10 protein-coding genes and 6 pseudogenes are annotated in these 17,052 nt (G+C 39.5%); 12 read left to right on the forward strand and 4 right to left on the reverse strand.

Features of this window, described 5'->3' with window-relative positions; all coding sequences use genetic code 11:
- The first annotated feature begins 209 nt into the window (after window positions 1-209).
- From BTN49_RS04990 to BTN49_RS17495, 5 genes and pseudogenes are all read left to right on the forward strand, one after another.
- Window positions 210-1,099, forward strand: a pseudogene (locus BTN49_RS04990) (IS982 family transposase).
- 327 nt (window positions 1,100-1,426) lie between these two features.
- Window positions 1,427-2,302, forward strand: coding sequence for a DMT family transporter (locus tag BTN49_RS04995; RefSeq protein ID WP_097356263.1), 876 nt, complete (start codon window positions 1,427-1,429; stop codon window positions 2,300-2,302).
- A gap of 100 nt (window positions 2,303-2,402) precedes the next feature.
- Window positions 2,403-3,237: pseudogene (locus BTN49_RS17490) on the forward strand (IS5 family transposase); the annotation flags it as partial.
- Between the two features lie 89 nt (window positions 3,238-3,326).
- Window positions 3,327-4,209 (forward strand): annotated as a pseudogene (locus BTN49_RS05005) (IS982 family transposase).
- Window positions 4,210-4,213: 4 nt separating this feature from the next.
- Window positions 4,214-4,309 (forward strand): annotated as a pseudogene (locus tag BTN49_RS17495) (IS5/IS1182 family transposase); the annotation flags it as partial.
- 957 nt (window positions 4,310-5,266) lie between these two features.
- Here the strand turns inward: BTN49_RS17495 and ubiD are convergent.
- On the reverse strand, window positions 5,267-7,165 hold the full coding sequence (ubiD, locus tag BTN49_RS05010) for a 4-hydroxy-3-polyprenylbenzoate decarboxylase (RefSeq protein ID WP_097356264.1): 1,899 nt from the start codon (window positions 7,163-7,165) through the stop codon (window positions 5,267-5,269).
- A 388-nt stretch (window positions 7,166-7,553) separates the two neighbouring features.
- Between ubiD and BTN49_RS17500 the strand changes: the two are divergent.
- The 6 genes and pseudogenes from BTN49_RS17500 to mnmE all read left to right on the forward strand — a co-directional run.
- Window positions 7,554-7,880: pseudogene (locus BTN49_RS17500) on the forward strand (transposase); the annotation flags it as partial.
- Between the two features lie 298 nt (window positions 7,881-8,178).
- Window positions 8,179-8,313, forward strand: a complete 135-nt coding sequence (gene rpmH, locus BTN49_RS05015; RefSeq protein ID WP_097356265.1) for a 50S ribosomal protein L34 — start codon at window positions 8,179-8,181, stop codon at window positions 8,311-8,313.
- 13 nt (window positions 8,314-8,326) lie between these two features.
- Entirely contained in the window at window positions 8,327-8,692 is a 366-nt protein-coding gene (rnpA, locus tag BTN49_RS05020; RefSeq protein ID WP_097356266.1) for a ribonuclease P protein component, read from the forward strand.
- Window positions 8,656-8,916, forward strand: coding sequence for a membrane protein insertion efficiency factor YidD (yidD, locus tag BTN49_RS05025; protein WP_097356267.1), 261 nt, complete (start codon window positions 8,656-8,658; stop codon window positions 8,914-8,916). Before rnpA ends, yidD begins: the two co-directional genes overlap by 37 nt.
- 2 nt (window positions 8,917-8,918) lie before the next feature.
- Window positions 8,919-10,538, forward strand: a complete 1,620-nt coding sequence (gene yidC, locus BTN49_RS05030) for a membrane protein insertase YidC (protein WP_097356268.1) — start codon at window positions 8,919-8,921, stop codon at window positions 10,536-10,538.
- Between the two features lie 117 nt (window positions 10,539-10,655).
- Window positions 10,656-12,020, forward strand: a complete 1,365-nt coding sequence (mnmE, locus tag BTN49_RS05035; protein ID WP_097356269.1) for a tRNA uridine-5-carboxymethylaminomethyl(34) synthesis GTPase MnmE — start codon at window positions 10,656-10,658, stop codon at window positions 12,018-12,020.
- Between the two features lie 59 nt (window positions 12,021-12,079).
- Here the strand turns inward: mnmE and BTN49_RS05040 are convergent, their stop codons facing one another.
- Window positions 12,080-12,439 (reverse strand): hypothetical protein, encoded by a 360-nt coding sequence (locus tag BTN49_RS05040; protein WP_097356270.1) that lies wholly within the window; start codon window positions 12,437-12,439, stop codon window positions 12,080-12,082.
- A 134-nt stretch (window positions 12,440-12,573) separates the two neighbouring features.
- On the opposite strand from BTN49_RS05040, the pseudogene BTN49_RS05045 reads away from it, so the two are divergent.
- Window positions 12,574-13,491: pseudogene (locus tag BTN49_RS05045) on the forward strand (IS5 family transposase).
- Window positions 13,492-13,825: 334 nt separating this feature from the next.
- On the opposite strand, the gene BTN49_RS05050 reads toward BTN49_RS05045, so the two are convergent.
- Both BTN49_RS05050 and glmS read right to left on the reverse strand, forming a co-directional pair.
- The gene (locus BTN49_RS05050) at window positions 13,826-14,197 is read right to left on the reverse strand and encodes a helix-turn-helix transcriptional regulator (RefSeq protein ID WP_097356271.1); all 372 of its coding nucleotides are present in this window, start codon (window positions 14,195-14,197) and stop codon (window positions 13,826-13,828) included.
- A gap of 416 nt (window positions 14,198-14,613) precedes the next feature.
- A complete protein-coding gene (glmS, locus tag BTN49_RS05055; RefSeq protein ID WP_097356272.1) occupies window positions 14,614-16,449 on the reverse strand; it encodes a glutamine--fructose-6-phosphate transaminase (isomerizing) in 1,836 nt (611 codons plus the stop codon).
- Window positions 16,450-17,052: the final 603 nt, after the last annotated feature.

A 17,052-nucleotide genomic window follows, 5' to 3' on the forward strand; every position in this document is an offset into this window, starting at 1 on the left:
ATTTCCGTCTAGAAAATGGATTTTTTCATAATTACAAATCCTATTAAGAAACATGATATTTGCAGTAATAGACAACTAGTTTACAAGTCATACTAAACGAACAATTCAACTTATGGAGAAACCTAATCTGCGCACAAGAAATGAACTAAATGTCAAAATCGCGATCTGATCGTTTGAAGAAAAACTATTGACTGCATAAGGACTTTGGCATGAATAACTTAGAAGTTATTTTCGGCGATGTCGACGACTTCTGCAAAACTTCCCTCCCTGCATGGGAAAAATATCTCATTTCTTCCGGTATCAAATAAAGATACAAGCCTTATCACCTCTCCGTTAGCGAAGTAATGATGATAGTGATAGCTTTCCATCAATCAGGGTATCAAAACTTCAAAACCTATTACATCCACTTTGTTTGTCGCTACCTCACCAACGAATTTTCTGAATTAATTATCTACACGCGAATGCTCAAGCTCATACAAGGTGCTATGGTTCCGCTTTACTCTTACCTCACTCACCGTCAGGCAAGGCTAACAGGGATTGCCTTAGTTGATTCATCCACGCTGCAGGTTTGTCACAACCTACGCATTCTAAGATATCAGGTTTGTAAATGTACCGAGAAGCGAGGAAAAGGAACGATAGGGTCGTTCTACGGCTTCAAATTACACCTTATTATCAATGACCAAGGTGGCATCATCTCAATCAAAGTGACGATGGCTAACGTGGATGATAAAAAGCCTGTGTCAGAAATGGTTAATGAGCTTTGGGCGTGTTTATACGGAGATAAATATTATATCTCTAGTCCATTGGAGCGGGAACTTGCAGACAATGGAGTGACACTAATAACTGGTGTGAAACGGAATAAGAAACCAAAAATGATGGAACTGTGGAACCCCCTAATGCTCCGGAAAAGATTTATTATTGAAATCGTTTTTGACCGACTAAAAAACATATCCCAAATCAAGCATTCTAGGCACCATAATTGTATCAGCTCTATGGTCAACTTGCTGGCTGGGATCATCGCGTATTCACTCAAAAAAAGAAGCCGAATATCAAGATGACTCAGATGTATAAGCAAGCTCTTATGCAGATCTTAGGTTGAGTACATGACCCGCTTTTTTAAAGTAATATTCCGCCTAACATTAAAGTTAGCTTAAAATCGTATCGACGTCACATTATTAATGTGAGCTAAGATTAAACTATTAATCAAAAATCTTTGCTTTCTTAAAGAGAGTGTACGTAATTTATCTCCCGTGACCTAGAATTAAATTTTATTATTTGGTAGGTTTATAGATGTATCTTTAAGTTAACCATCAGTTAAGCTTATTACGATATCTAAAATACGCGACCCTGTTCAGAGATAAGCAGAGAAAAAAACCGTTTAACAACATTATTAACTTGTTATAAGCTTCTGGGTTACGAGTATATTATGAAACACCTTTCATTTGTCACCATTCTCTGGGCATTTTCTTTTAGTTTGATTGGTGTTTATCTCGCTGGACAGGTAGATAGTTATTTCTCAGTAGTCAGCCGTGTAACTCTTGCCGCATTAGTCTTCCTACCCTTCCTTCGCCTGAAAGGAATCCCTAACACACTAATATTACAATTAATGGCAATCGGTGCTATCCAGTTAGGATTGATGTATTGCTTCTACTATCAATCATTCTTATACTTGTCAATACCAGAAGTATTACTGTTTACCGTATTCACACCTATTTATGTTACTCTGACTTACGATGTACTCCACCGATGTTTTTCTCCTTGGTACTTGATGACCGCGCTGATTGCTGTATTGGGGGCAGTGATGATCAAATTTTCTTCGGTAAACCAGAATTTCATGCTGGGATTTATAATCGTTCAGTGTGCAAATCTCTGTTTTGCTATTGGACAAGTTAGTTATAAAGTGGTGATGGAAAGATCAAATCTTAACATCTCTCAGCATACGACATTTGGACTTTTTTATCTCGGAGCCCTGTGTGTTGCAATCCCTGCCTTCTTAATATTGGGTAATCCAGATAAATTACCTACTAATCTCCACCAATGGTTGATCTTAACATATCTTGGTACCGTCGCTTCTGGTTTAGGTTACTTCTTATGGAATAAAGGTACCACATTGGTTAATTCTGGCGCACTGGCTATAATGAATAATGCATTAATTCCTGCTGGAATTATAGTCAATCTAGTAATTTGGAATCACAACGCAGACATAGTGACCTTGTCGATAGGTGGCGCAGTCATTTTACTATCACTGTGGTTCAATGAAACTTGGGTAAAAAGAAAAATCACTACATCAGGTACCCCCTAAATATCCCAATTACAACCTTATTAAAGCGTTGTTTCCAAAATATCTGAACTAATCACAATTCCTACGATCAGATCATCAAGGAGTTAAGCCGGATGTGCTGATGGGAAAGGCAAATGCCAAATACAAGATTAATAACTGGAAACAATATAATCAAGTATTAGTAAACCGTGATTCAGTGACTTTTTTAGGAGACGTCGCTGCTATTAAGGCATGGTCTTGTCCAAAGCATCACGGTTATAGTGGCCGTGGGTTTATATTTTCGGATGCAGCGATGAAAATGGCACTGATGGTGAAAGATATTTTTAAACTCCCACTTCGTGGATTAGTAGGCTTTCTCAATTCAATTTTTACGTTAATGAATGTCCCTCTGAAATTACCTACATACACCCACATTAGTAATGTGTTCGAAAACCGTAAAAGTTAAGTATCGTTTGCCGAGTCTTGGAGCTGTTATCTACGTCATTATTTATGCCACAGGCCTAAAAGTATACGACGAAGGTGAATGGAAAATGCGTAAACACGGTAAGTGGAAGCAGCGGATCTGGCTCAAACTTAATCTTGACATTGATGTGTCTACTGCATGAGGTTATTGCTACAGAAGTTAGCCTCGTTTCTGTGGGTGACAATGAGGTTTTATATCTATAATGGCTTAACCCATTCCGACGAAAAGTACAGCAAGTTAGTGCTGATGGAGCCTATGACACAAGAGTATGTCACCACATACTGAAGAACAAAGGAATAACGCCACGCATTCCACCTCAAAGCAACGCGGGGTACTGGGAGGATGGGCATCCTAGAAATGAAGCGGTAAAGATATTAAAAGAAGATAAATTGACGGAGTAAAAAAGGACAGGGGTTATCACAAACGCTCAGTAACAGAAACAGCAATCTTTCGCTATAAAGAGTTGCTCAATCCTAAACTTACTCTTCGTAATTAACCTGAGCTGCGCATATAAAACAAACTAAATGCCAAAGTTACGATCTGATCGTTTAAAAAAACTATTTCCTGTATAAGGACGTGTGCATGAATAACTTAGACGCTGTTTTCGTTGATGTCGACGACTTCTACCAGACTTTCCTCCCTGCATGGGAAATATCTCATTTCTTCCGGTATCAAACAAAGATACAAGCATTTTCGCCTCTCCGTTAGCAAAGTGATGACGATAGTGATAGCTTTCCATCAATCGGGATATCGAAACTTCAAAACCTATTACATCCACTTTGTTTGTCGCCACCTCACCAACGAATTTCCTGAATTAATTAGCTACACGCGAATGCTCAAGCTCATACAAGGTGCTATGGTTCCGCTTTACTCTTACCTCACTCACCGTCAGGCAAGGCCGACAGGGATTGCCTTAGTTGATTCATCCACGCTACAGGTTTGTCACAACCTACGCATTCTAAGATATCAGGTTTGTAAATGTACCGAGAAGCGAGGAAAAGGAACGATAGGGTCGTTCTACGACTTCAAATTACACCTTATTATCAATGACCAAGGTGGCATCATCTCAATCAAAGTGACGATGGCTAACGTGGATGATAAAAAGCCTGTGTCAGAAATGGTTAATGAGCTTTGGGCGTGTTTATACGGAGATAAATATTATATCTCTAGTCCATTGGAGCGGGAACTTACAGACAATGGAGTGACACTAATAACTGGTGTGAAACGGAATAAGAAACCAAAAATGATGGAACTGTGGGACCCCCCTAATGCTCCGGAAAAGATTTATTATTGAAATCGTTTTTGACCAACTAAAAAACATATCCCAAATCAAGGATTTTAGGCACCTTAATTGTATCAGCTTATGGTCAACTTGCTGGCTTGGCTCATCGCGTATTCATTTCGACCAAAGAAGCCGAGTATCAAGATGACTCGGATTTATAAACAATCTCTTATGCAGATCTGAGGTTAATTACAATGCTCAAGTTAGTGAAGCGCTGGCAAATATGAAAACAATGAACAAAGTTATAAGACTCGGTATGCCTATTCGCCATCAGACTAATTAAGACTGTAACAAATATTGAGATCAGTGCGTTATAGACCTGATTTAATCAATAATACCGGAGAGAATCTTTCTTTCTTATTTTAACATCTGAAATCCTAGCTGTTTCCAGAGAAGAAAAAACCTGATAGAACTCATCGATATCGGTGAAAACATCGGTTATCGATATCGGTGAAAACATCGGTTAATTTATTCAGACCAAAGTCCTTTCACGACTGATGGTTTAATTCAAACAATCAGATTAAATAAGAAATTAGATACTATCTACGGCAGAATGAATATTTAGCGAATTATCACCACAACTTTTTCCTATTATCTCATGATTTGGAATCACTCCAACACGATTGTGTTGGAGTGCTCGAATGCTGGAACCGTAAATAAAGATCCATTCAAAATCAGCTATTTTAGATAACTCTTTGAGAAGTTTTCTTGAAATACCTTTTCTAAACAAAAGATTAAATCTTCGATATACGTTACACTTTTTTCAAAACCAACATGGTAAATCTCGCTATAGTATACCAGTTCAAATCCGATAGAGAATACTTTCAAAAGTCATTCTATGTTCTGGCTTGTCATAAATATGACAGTACTCTTCATTAGTTCGAGTAATAGTTCCTAGAGATTATCAGTTAATATAGTTTTAGGCAGGGTATTATACGTTAGGTTATTTTTGGCGAAATGATTATAATTTTTCACTACACTGTTTAAAAAAAACTCATCAAAGATAAACACCCCATTGCCAATAATGATACTGAATATATTTACTGTTAAATTTACACCTTTGCTGCATATTTTTCTCTGTAAACATGGATTCAAGATAATTGCAAGATTACTCTTAAATAACTATATCAACACACTGAACAGACCATTATCTATGTAAGATAATACACTTTGCACAAAGTGCACCTAGTAATAAAGGCAAGTGTTCATGTTCAGGTACTCTGTTCACAACAGACGTGATTTAGATACTTAATTTTTCCCACATTTCGTCGATCTTTGTAACCATCTCTGGATCTTTTATAATCGGTGTTCCCCACCCTCTAGTCGATTCAGTCGGTAATTTATTGGTAGCATCTAATCCCATTTTGGATCCGTGATCAATAACCAGCGACATAGAATCAAGATCATCAATTGGCGTACTTTCTATCATTAAGGTATCTCGTGAGGGATCCATACGAGTTGTAATCGCCCAAATGACATCATTCCAATCACGAATATTGATGTCTTCATCAAAAATCATCACGAATTTTGTGTACATATGCGGGTCTAATATCGACCAAACACCATCCATCACACGCTTAGCTTGGCCTACCACGCTTTTTTTAATGTTAACCAATGCCATCTCTCTCGAATTTGCTTCTGGAGGTAAGTAGAAATCTATAACCTCTGGGAATTGTCTCTTCAAAATATCCGTCAGCACTTTTATATCCACTGCCTCCTTAATGCTACTGTTTCCTAAATCAACCTTGACCGAATTGACGATTTCAACGTCCCATTTACTCGTTGCATCTAGCCCCATTTTTGAGCCTAACCCCACGACAGGGGAAGCGAAATCGAGTGAGTCGATCGGAGTGTTTTCGATCACTACCGTATCACGAACCGGATCCATTCGAGTGATCATCGCCTGAATGACACTGTTCCAATCACGTGCGTTTACACCATCATCACAGACAATTATATACTTTGTGTACATGAATTGGGGCAAAAATGACCATATTCCCATCATCACGCGCTTAGCATGTCCCGGATACTGCTTTCTCATGATAACTACCGCCATGCGATATGAGCACCCTTCTGGTGGTAAATAGAAATCCACAATTTCTGGAAACTGCTTTTGTAGAATTGGAACGAAAATTTCGTTTAACGCAACGCCTAACACGGCTGGTTCATCCGGTGGACGTCCTGTATAGGTGCTGTGGTATATCGGATTTTTACGCATAGTGATATGTGTAATTGTGAACACATGATGAGGTTCAATTTCATTGTAGTAGCCAGTATGATCTCCATACGGACCCTCATCAGCATACTCATTGGGATCAATATACCCTTCCATCACAATTTCAGAACTTGCTGGGATGTCTAAGTTATTGCTAATGCTCTTGATCACTTGTGTCCGACTACCTCGCAGTAAACCCGCAAAAGCATATTCAGATAAGGCATCAGGAACAGGCATTACAGCACCCAAAATAGTAGCCGGATCGGCGCCATACGCCACGGAAACAGGGAACAGTAGACTAGGATATTTTTTTATCCATTCACGTAAATCTAACGCACCACCGCGGTGTGCAAGCCAACGCATTATGACCTTGTTTTTTCCTATTTTCTGCTGGCGGTAAATACCCAAATTTTGACGATGTTTATTCGGTGCTTTCGTGATAGTCAAACCCCAAGTCAGTAACGGAGCGACATCAGCCGACCAACACTTCATCACTGGAATCTTATCGAGATCGACTTCATTACCTTTCCACACAATATCCTGACAAGGAGCCTTACGTACCCTTTTTGCTGACATGTTAAACACGTGCCTAAATACTCGCAATTTATCAATAGCATCTTTAAAACCGTTTGGTAGTTCTGGCTCTTTGAGATAGGCCAGCAGTTTGCCTATTTCATGCAACTGAGTTACATCCTCACGCCCTAGGCCCATAGCCACGCGTTTGGGTGTACCAAATAAATTGGCCAATACTGGCATATTATAGCCAACAGGATTTTCGAATAGTAAAGCCATGCCACGCGTCCGCAAGACACGGTCGGCAATTTCCACCATTTCCTGATCTGGACTTACCAGATGAGTGATGCGTTTTAGCTCACCGACTGATTCCAAATAGGTGATAAATTCACGTAAATTAGTAAATTTCATAACTTTCTCTAGTGAAGTATGTCTGGTCGATTAAACTAAATCATCAATCGCCAAATGATTTTGGCATGAATAACTCAGATGCTGTGTTCAGCAATATTACCGATTTCTGTCAAGTTTTGCTTCCTGTTTGGGAAACACATCGGATTTCAGACACAAAAACAAGGAATAACGCCTGCCGTTAGGTGAAATGCACAGGCGTTATATTTTAACTGGCCATCAAATACTCTAAAGAATCATCGTTAAGTGAACGATATCAAAGAGTCACTTTAGCACGGATCTTAAGTATATGTTCTATCTTGGCAATTCCCTCGTTTTCGTGTTGTTAGAGCAGATTTGTTGCCTATTTTTATGGACGTTGTTTCCTAAATATCTGAACTAATCGCAATTCATACGATCAAATCATCATGGAGTTAAGCGGAGACAACGATGGGGAAAGATCAAGCACAAGATCAGCAACTGGAAACAATCTAATCAACCATTAGTAAACCGTGGCTCAGTGACTTTTTGGATATTGCTTCCATTTCGGTATGCTCTTGTATAAAGCATCCTGGTCATCGTGGCTGGGGGTTTATATTTTCGGATAGCTCAATTGAAACGGCACTAGATGATGAAAGGTATTTTTAAGCTCTCACTTCATGGATTAAAAGGCTTTTTCAATTCAGTTTTGACGTTGATGAATGTCCCGTTAAAATCCATTTCAGATACCTGCATTAGTAACGTGTTTAAAGAACGTAAAAGTTAATTAACCTCAGATCTGCATAAGCTAGTGCTTATGCAGATCTGAGGTTAATTAAAATTGGATCAGCAGCTTTAACATACTGACTTAACTATCTGTATAATTACACGGCGAAGGGATCTTGCTTCTGGATAGTAACCATTTCTGGTTTTAACATTGACTATTACTAAGCCAGTGATTACAATTTGTCCTTCTTCGCTGGTATGCCTGTTGAACATAGCTCGCATCCACCACATCAGGTCAACAAACCTGAAACTTGTAATTAAAGGTAGAAACCATGAAACGCACTTTCCAACCTTCTGTTCTAAAGCGTAAGCGCACTCACGGTTTCCGTGCACGCATGGCAACTAAGGGTGGCCGCAGGGTTATTGCCGCCCGCCGAGCAAAAGGCCGTAAGCAGCTTTCTAAGTAATGACTAATAATTTGTGAATAAGTTTGCTTTTTCTCGAGAGTTCAGACTGTTAACTCCAAAACATTTTGACTCAATTTTCCAGCAACCACATACACATCGCGCTGGCTCTCAGCACTTAACTATTCTTGTCGGTAACAACACTGTCAATAATCCACGTTTGGGGCAAACTGTACCAAAAAAACAAATCAAACTTGCCGTAGATCGAAACCGTTTTAAACGTCTCGTTCGTGAAAGTTTTCGCTTACATCAACATTCACTACCTGCGAAAGATTTTGTTGTTATTGCAAGGAAAAGTGCAAAAGATCTGAGTAACGAAGAACTAAGGGCGCTGCTCCATAAATTATGGCAACGTTTATCTCAACTACCTCAAAAAAAATAGTCATTGGCGTGTTTCACACATACCAACTCTTCATCAGCCCGTTGCTAGGACCTCATTGTCGGTTTACACCGTCGTGCTCTCAATACGCCATAGAAGCTGTCAACCGTCACGGTATGATAAAAGGATGTTGGATCACTAGCAAACGTTTATTGAAATGCCACCCTCTTAATCATGGTGGGTATGATCCTGTACCCCCACATCATCCTAATAATCGAGACAACTAACAATGGATTCTCAACGTAATATTCTGTTGATTGCCCTCATGTTTGTTTCGTTCATGTTGTATATCAACTGGAATGAAACAACCCCCCCTCAACAAGAAGATCTTAGCGTAACACAGCAAGGACAATACAGTGGTGATATACCTTCCAGTTTAGAAGGCTCCCAACTTCTAATGCAGAATTCAATATCTAGCAAGCACATTAGTATCCATACCGATGTGCTGACTTTGATCGTTGATATACAAGGCGGTGATGTTATTCGTGCCGAGTTAGAGAATTATGCCGCGGCATTAGATTCCGAAAATAAATTTGTCCTACTGAAAAAAGATCCGGATCACGAATTTATAGCCCAAAGTGGATTAATTGGTTCTAACGGTATTGACACACTGAATGGCCGAGCACAATTTGCCACTACTACAAGCAGTTTCTTCCTTGAAGATAACCAAGAAGAACTGCGTGTTCCTCTGATATTGGTAAAAGATGGCATTACTTACACAAAAGTTTTCACTCTTAAGCGTGGTAGCTATGCAGTTGATGTATCTTACATTATCGACAACAAAAGCGACAAACCTACATCTGTCCAAATGTATACACAATTAAAACAAAATCTGATGGATGACGGTGGTAGTTTAACAATGCCTACTTACCGAGGAGGTGTATACTCTGTAGATGATACTCGATACAAAAAATACAGCTTTGATGATATGCAGGATAATAATCTTAATCTGACTATGACTCATAGTGGTTGGGCAGCCATGATGCAACACTATTTTATTGCTGCTTGGATTCCACATGCATCAGGTGAAGCAAATCTGTATACTAGAACCCATAAGGGTCAAGGATTTATCGGTGTTCGCTACCCTACAACCATCGTTGTTCCCGGTACTGAGACAACTTTAAATACGACTCTTTGGGTTGGTCCAAAACTGCAAGATCAGATGACAGAAACCGCCCTTTATTTGAATCTAACAGTGGATTATGGTTGGTTGTCAGTTATTGCAACTCCACTACACTGGTTGTTATCTCAGATCCACGAAATCGTCGGTAACTGGGGGGTCGCAATCATTATCCTTACCTTCATCGTTCGTGGCGCCATGTATCCGTTGACAAAAGCACAATACACCTCTATGGCAAAAATGCGGATGCTACAGCCTAAACTGGTAGAAATGCGTGAACGTATTGGTGATGACCGTCAACGTATGAGCCAAGAAATGATGACGTTATACAAAAAAGAGAAAGTGAACCCATTGGGTGGCTGCCTCCCTCTGGTCCTGCAAATGCCTATTTTTATTGCACTTTACTGGGCATTGATGGAATCGGTAGAATTGAGGCACGCACCGTTCATACTCTGGATACGCGATTTGTCTGCACCAGACCCATATTATGTACTGCCACTGTTAATGGGTGCTTCTATGTTCATCATTCAAAAGATGAGTCCAAGCACAGTCACTGACCCTATACAGCAAAAAATCATGAATTTCATGCCGATAATGTTCACCTTGTTTTTCCTGTGGTTCCCTGCTGGTCTGGTTCTGTACTGGTTGATATCCAATATAGTGACACTTCTACAGCAAACCTTAATTTACCATTCACTCGAGAAAAAAGGCCTTCATAGCCGAAAATGACATTAATAAACAATAGAAAGGTGGTCAAAAACTGCCTTTCTTCTTTCCTGTCTTATACACAACGTAGAATAGCACTGATATAGACTAGCAACAATTTTACAGAAAGGTCTAGTTCCTATGATTCAAACAGACACTATCGTCGCACAAGCGACGCCACTAGGGCGGAGTGGAATCGGTATTATTCGAGTCTCCGGTCCGAAAGCAAAAGATGTCACAAGAGCAATTACTGGCCAAGATCTGCCTGTTCGTCACGCTACCTATCTCACGTTTAAAGACGAGGAAGGAACTCCACTGGATCAAGGGATTGCTCTCTTCTTCCAAGCACCAAATTCTTTTACAGGAGAAGATGTCCTTGAACTCCAAGGGCATGGAGGTCCAGTGATTATGGACATGCTTATCAAACGCATCATCGCCATTGACAGCGTACGCACAGCACGACCTGGTGAATTTTCAGAACGCGCCTTTCTTAATGAAAAGCTTGATTTAACACAAGCGGAAGCCATTGCCGACCTAATTGATGCCAGCTCCGAACAGGCGGCAAGAAACGCACTTCGAAGCTTACAAGGAACCTTTTCTAAAAAGGTTAAACAACTGGTAGAATCCCTGATCTCTATAAGAATTTATGTTGAAGCATCGATTGATTTCCCTGACGAAGAAATTGATTACCTATCGGATGCTAAAGTAGCCACAGATCTAGATGACATTATAAATACCCTCAATGAGGTTCGTAAGGAAGCCAATCAGGGCACAATCATGCGTGAAGGTATGAAAATCGTGATTGTAGGCCGTCCTAATGCAGGAAAATCAAGTTTACTCAATGCCCTTTCAGGTAAAGAGAGTGCCATAGTAACCCATATTGCCGGTACCACACGTGATATACTTCGTGAACAGATCCACATTGACGGAATGCCATTACATCTAATTGATACTGCTGGTCTTCGAGTAGCATCAAATGACATTGAAATCATTGGTATAGAACGCGCTTGGAACGAAATTTCACAGGCAGATCGTATGCTATTGGTGGTAGATGGCACTACCACCGATGCTACCTTACCCGAAGAAATTTGGCCTGAATTCATTGACCGTTTTCCTACAAGGATTGGCATGACAGTCATCCGAAATAAAGCTGATGTGACGGGGGAAACTCTTGGTATTTCTAAGACGAACCAAATGACATTGATCCGTCTTAGTGCAAAAACAGGCAATGGCATTAATACCCTGCGCGAACACTTAAAAGCCTGTATGGGCTTCTCTGGTTCAACTGAAGGAAGCTTTATGGCTCGTCGTCGTCATCTGGAAGCGATCGATGACGCAGCCTACCATCTTAAGATAGGGAAAGAACAGTTTGAAGACAATGCAGCGAGGGAAATTTTAGCTGAGGAGCTTAGGATCGCTCAACAACATTTAAGTCAAATCATCGGAAAATTTACATCAGATGATCTTCTAGGCCGGATCTTCAGCTCATTTTGCATTGGAAAATGACGCAATAAAACAATAAAAACCAAAATTACATTTAACTATATGTCAATAAGGCATTTATTCTATTTCCCCATTTTCTTTCTTTGTGTACTAATTGTATATCTATATTTTCCCTTCCGATAACCCTTTACCATAGGTAATTTTAACTCAGGAGAAATAAGATCGAATACATCCGAATAGGACTGCCTTCGTGTCACAGACGACACAATATCATTGATAGCAGATGGCACCGACAAACCAAAGTTTTTACAGGTCGCCACCACTGACAGTACGCGTGAACTGAACAATGTTTCTCTGTGTAAGTTACTCCCAAAATAGATTTTTCGCATGATGACACTACCAAGGAAGTTACGCTCAACTTCATTATTAGTCAGCGCTACACCATAATCAATTTCCGATCTGCATAAGTGCTTGCTTATCAAGCCAAATCATCTTGATACTAGGCTTCTTTGGTTAAAATAAATACGCGATAAACCCCACCAGCAAGTTGACCATAAAGCTGACACAACTACCGTGCCTACGATCAGCCTATCATGGAGTTAAGCTAGAGGTAATGATGGGAAAGGTAAAGGCCAAGATCAGCAACTGGAAACAATATAATCAAGCATTAGTAAACCGAGACTCAGTAATTTTTTGGATAGACCTCGCTGCTATTAAGGCATGGCCTTATCTAATGCATAACGCTCATCATGGCCGTTAGTTTATATTTTTGGATACCTCGATTGAAACGTTACTAATTGTGAAAGTTATTTTTTAAACTCCCACTTCACGGATTAAAAGGCTTTCTCAATTCGGTTTTTACGTTGATGAATATCCCGACGAAATCCCCTATATACACCTAAATGAGTAAGTGTTCGAAGAACGTAAAAGTTAAGTACTTTTTTCTGAGTTAAGGAGCTGTAGCCCACGTCGTTATTGATGATACAGGTCTAAAAGTATACGACGCAGGCAAATGGAAAACGCGTAAACACGGTAAGGAGAAGTGGTGTATCTGGCGCAAACTTCATCTTGCCGTTGATGTATTTATTCATGGGGTTATTGCTGCAGCAGGTAACCTATTTTCTGTAGGTGACAATGAGGTTTTACCTATATTGCTGCACCCATTACGATGAGAGATACAGCAAATTAGTACTGATGGAGCCTATGGTACAAGAGCATGTCACCACGTACTGAAAAAGAAAGGAATAACGTCAAGTATTCCACCTCGAAGTAACGCAGGGTACAGGGAGGAAAGACATCCTAGAAATGAAGCTGTAAAGGCTTTGAAAGAAGACAAACTGGCGGACTAGAAAAAGGACAAGGGTTATCACAAATTATCATTAGCAGAGACAGCAATGTTTCGCTATAAACAATTGCTCAGCCCTAAACTTACTCTTCGTAATTACACTGCTCAAGTTAGTGAGGCGCTGGCAAATATGAAAAAATGAACAAAGTTATAAGACTCAGTATGCCCTTTCGCCTTCAGACAAATTAAAGACTGTAAAAAGATTGGGATCAGTGCATTATCAGCCTGATTTAATCAACAAATCCTCTTTGAGATATCGGAGATTAGAATTTCACAGTCCAAAAAAGTTGAAACTTTATATCTTATTTCCGCTAGAAAATCTTGATAATTCATGCTGGTACTATTTATTTCCTTAGAGATAAAAACCTCCCACTTTCGGTAGCTGGCTTCCTGTTTTACACTAGACCACAAGTGTCTCCATTATTATCTAAATTCAAGATCTATCATTGCCTAATCTAGTTAATCCTAATACAAACCCTATTTTAAGAACTAATAAGATGCGTTAAACATACCATATAAATACTCAACCTCTCTGAGATGATTTTGAGTAATTAACCATAAATGAGGCCATATTAACGCTTTGGTTTAAGATTACTGTTCGTGCTTCATAGGGTAACTTTGAGAAGTATTCTAACAATCTATTAACATCCTGCTTATATTGTACATCCTTCAGTTCAACATCAGCATCGCCGTAAACGAACCAACCAAATGGACGTTCTGTGATTTCTGCAATCTCAGACAACATTCTAACACGAGGTTCTGTTTTTCCAGTTTCAATATCTAAATATGTTTGACGTGCTACAGCAAGTAATTTCGCCATTTTTACCTGAGTGATACCTTTCCACTCACGTGCATCTTTAATACGCTTCGCTACTTGTGATTTTGAGTCGATCATATTTCATTCCCTACGACATTCATATATTTGTTATTCTTTTACTGCTTTATCTATAACCTGCACAATACGCGCCAATTATTTGTACATGCCTTAAATCATTCATCATCAAGTAATTATATTAACTTGAGGATGAAGTGTTTATATTTTAAATATGAAACGCCTTGTTTTTACTGCGGAATGAGTTGCATTTTGTAAAAAAAATGATGTATTTTAAGCTTGTAAATATTAGATAGAATAAAGAGTATAGTAGTAATGAGATGCCATGAAGGATTATTTATTCAATAAGTAAGTTTTCGTATAAACGACCTTTTCATTCCATGTTGATAAGTATCATTTAAAAAATATAGTAATAGTATCTGTAATATTGAATACAAATGTTTCCCTATTACCAGACAGGCTGTATCCAATTCTGTAGATTACTCAACGGTAACAGATTTTGCCAAATTTCGAGGCTGGTCAACATCAGTTCCCTTAATCAAGGCCACGTGATATGATAGCAGTTGCAAAGGAATAATAAAAAACATAGGTGCACAAACTTCCTCAACAGGAGGCATTTGAACAATCGTTATACCTTCAGATTCTTTAAAACCTGCGTTTTTATCAGCAAACACATATAATTGTGCACCGCGCGCTCGCACTTCTTCAATATTGGATTTTAACTTTTCTAACAAATCATTGTTTGGAGCAATTACGATAACTGGCATATTAGCATCAACTAGTGCTAATGGACCGTGTTTCAACTCCCCCGCAGCATAAGCTTCAGCATGAATATAAGAGATTTCTTTTAACTTCAACGAAGCTTCCATCGCTATAGGAAAGAACTCACCACGTCCTAAAAACAGTGCATGCTGTTTATCAACAAACCCCTTAGCGAGAGATTCAATTTGCTTATCAAACGTTAACGCTATCTCAAGATAAACTGGCAAATGCTGTAGTGCTTTCACAATATTCGCTTCTTTTTTTTCACTAACGGTACCCCGTAGCTTACCAAGCGACGTTACTATCATAAGTAGAACCGCAAGCTGCGTGGTAAACGCCTTAGTGGACGCCACACTAATTTCGGTGCCTGCTCGTGTCATAATAGCGATATCTGACTCTCTCACCAGAGACGAACTCGCAACATTACACACCGTAATGGTAGCCATAAATCCTCTGTCTTTAGCCAAACGTTGAGCAGCTAGAGTGTCAGCCGTTTCTCCAGATTGTGAAAGGGTTATCAACACACTGTTTTGACGAGTAACAAACTTTCGATAGCGAAATTCAGAGGCAATTTCAACATCACATCGGATCCCTGCAATCGATTCAAACCAGTATCCTGCAACCAATCCTGCATTGTAGGACGTACCACAGGCGACGATTTGAATATGATCAGCCTTTTGCAGGATATCTTTTGTTCCATGAGCAAGTTTATCTACAAGAACAGTATTTGCATCCATTCGCCCTTCTAATGTCTTGATAATAGCGAATGGTTGCTCAAATATTTCTTTTTGCATATAGTGTTTATATGACCCTTTATCAGCCGTACACGTCTCAAACCTCAATTCATGGATCTCACGCTCAACAGCGTTTCCATCAATATCATAGATATCAACATTACAATGAGTAATTTCTACAATGTCACCTTCTTCAAGAAAAATAAAACGTCGTGTTACACTCAAAAGAGCCAACGGATCAGATGCAAGAAAATTTTCGCCAACCCCCAAACCAATAACTAAAGGACTTCCGGAACACGCAGAAATCAACCGATCAGGATCTAGCCTATTCATTACTACCGTGCTATATGCACCTTTAAGCTGAGCTGTGGTTCGCTGAAAAGCGTCTAACAGTACACCACCTTGTGCCAATTCCCAATGTACTAGGTGTGCTATTACTTCAGTATCCGTACAGGATGTAAAAACGTATCCTCTGTGGATCAACATATCACGAAGCAGCTCGTGGTTTTCGATGATGCCGTTGTGAACAACGGCAATAGTATCGCCGGACATATGTGGATGTGCATTGCATTCACTCGGTTTACCATGTGTGGCCCATCGAGTATGGGCAATGCCTACACCGCCAGAGAGAACTTGTACATCAAGTGCATTGATCAACACTTTCACTTTACCCAATCGTCGAAGACGGTTAAGTTGCTTTTTACTATTAATCACCGCCAATCCCGAAGAATCATAACCACGATATTCCAAACGGCGCAACCCTTCAACCAAGATTTCTGACACGTCCCTCTGCGCAACCGCACCGACAATTCCACACATAGCATTCTCCGTTCAGAACTCAAGGGAGGGCACAGATCACCTCTGTACTTCTTTTTTAATGGCAAGTTTATACTGAAAAGACTTAAAAATTTTCGATTTAATAACTCATTAGAACGTTCAGTTCTAAATAAATGCCCATAGGAATAATCAGTCTATATCATGAGGATTCAATGACGAAATTAACGCACCTATACCCTCATATTCTCCCGTATGGCGGTTTACTGACTCCTTGCTCGGTATTATCCCTTAATTAATATAGTTAACTACACCTACAAAGGGATGCCTTAATCGTCACATCAGTAAAGCTCACTTAAACCGGCATCTTCAAGTTATTTTAGTATAGTGGTCTTATCCATATGACTGGACGTGATTACGGTATTAATGTCATTCTAGGGCAACCCAAGATTAGGAATCTTACAACCAATCTTATTGGACTTCATCACTACCTTGATCTCTCGTAAGATTTACACAATCTCCTTACTAACATTAAACGTCGTTATCCCTCGATTGACGTTAATTTTAGACCATCAACATTCTAAGCACGTTATCTAACTCTTTAAATTACTTGTCCACCACACTTTATTTTGTGCCATCAAATACAAC

Origin of the sequence: Candidatus Enterovibrio escicola, assembly GCF_002464935.1 — a bacterium.
In the GTDB taxonomy this organism is placed as follows: domain Bacteria; phylum Pseudomonadota; class Gammaproteobacteria; order Enterobacterales; family Vibrionaceae; genus Enterovibrio; species Enterovibrio escicola.